The sequence below is a fragment of the Mycobacterium sp. genome (assembly GCF_008709575.1).
GTDB lineage: Bacteria > Actinomycetota > Actinomycetes > Mycobacteriales > Mycobacteriaceae > Mycobacterium.
Genome location: NZ_VYIK01000166.1, coordinates 1 through 1,301, shown reverse-complemented (window position 1 = coordinate 1,301; position 1,301 = coordinate 1). Strand labels below are relative to the sequence as shown.

The 1,301-nt window shown below is 61.5% G+C and carries 2 protein-coding genes; both read right to left on the bottom strand.

Translation table 11 applies throughout. From position 1 onward, the window contains the following. Nucleotides 1–41: 41 nt before the first annotated feature. The gene (locus F6Q13_RS17575) at nt 42–734 is read right to left on the bottom strand and encodes an IS3 family transposase (protein WP_293059281.1); all 693 of its coding nucleotides are present in this window, start codon (nt 732–734) and stop codon (nt 42–44) included. Further along, nucleotides 731–1,027, bottom strand: coding sequence for a transposase (locus F6Q13_RS17570; protein WP_293059279.1), 297 nt, complete (start codon nt 1,025–1,027; stop codon nt 731–733). The genes F6Q13_RS17575 and F6Q13_RS17570 overlap by 4 nt, the downstream gene beginning before the upstream one ends. Between the last annotated feature and the right edge of the window lie 274 nt (nt 1,028–1,301).

Genomic DNA, 1,301 nt, shown 5'->3' with positions numbered 1-1,301 from the left:
CGTTGCGCCCCAAATCCCCAGGTCACGAACCCACTACAACGTCACAAGAGCCCCAGGGAATGGCTCAATCCAAGCTCGTCGAGTTTGGCGGAATACTCGGCCGAGGTGTATTGCGTCCCGCGGTCGGAATGCATAATGCAGCCCGCTTCGAGCGTATGGTTGCGCGCAGCCATACCCAGGGCATCGGTGACCAGCTCGGTGCGCATATGCTCGGCCATCGCATACCCGATCACCTCGCGGTTAAAGCAGTCAATGACGGTGGCCAAATAAAGCCAGCCCTCCCAGGTGGGGATGTAGGTGATGTCGCCGACCAGCTTCGTACCGGGCTTCTCGGCGGTGAAATCGCGGCATACCAGGTCGGCTACCGGCTGTTCGGGTTCGCCGGGGATGGTGGTCCGCTTATACGGTTTCGGTTGCACCGCAACAAGGTTCATCTGTCGCATCAGCTTGCGCACCAGTTCGGGACCGACTTGCTCGCCGGCGCGAATCAGCTCGGCGTGGATGCGCCGATACCCGTAGGTGCCGCCGAAGCAGTCAAACAGCGCCGTGACCTTAAGCGCGAGCTCATCTCGGCGCGCCTGGGTGTCGCTGAGTGGGCGGGAAAGCCAGTCGTAGTAGCCCGACTTCGACACGCCCAGCCAGGCCAGCATCTGGGTGACGGTGGGAGCATCGGCCGCACCGGCGACCTGGTGCTCGGCGTGCTCCGCGGCGATGAACGCGTATTTCTCGCTCACCGCTGCTCCCTCGCGAAGTACGCTGCCGCTTTTTTTAGAAACGCCAGTTCCATCTCCATTTCTCGGTTTCGGCGTTCCAGCTCACGCAAGTGGGCCCGCTCCGACAATTCCAGTGGTGGTTCATCGGCGGCGTGCTCTTCCCGGTATTTCCGCACCCAGTTGCCGACCGTCCTGTCATTCAGGCCGTATTCACGTGCGACCTGCGCAATGGACTGGTGTCCTTCCACCACGAGTTTGGCGATCTCCTCCCGAAATTCGGGTGAAAAATTCTGGTATTTCTTTGCCAATTCCATTCATCCTTTCCGGAACGGACCTTATTCGTTCCGTAGTCCGGAAAGCGGGAGGCACACCGCTCCAGCTATCAGGTCACTGTCGTGAGGGGGGAGGTCTACGTTACTTTGGCCGGCGAGGAAGTCCGGTGACGGCAGATGAGCCGTCGGCATTGTGTCCTGGGCCGTGGGGTGCGGCCGGGAGCGCACGGCGTCCAGTATGTCGGGCGTGGCTCTCGAGTCATTGTCGTCAGCGCGGTCGCAGGCCGGCCAAAAGCACGTCCTGGATAGTGCGCGC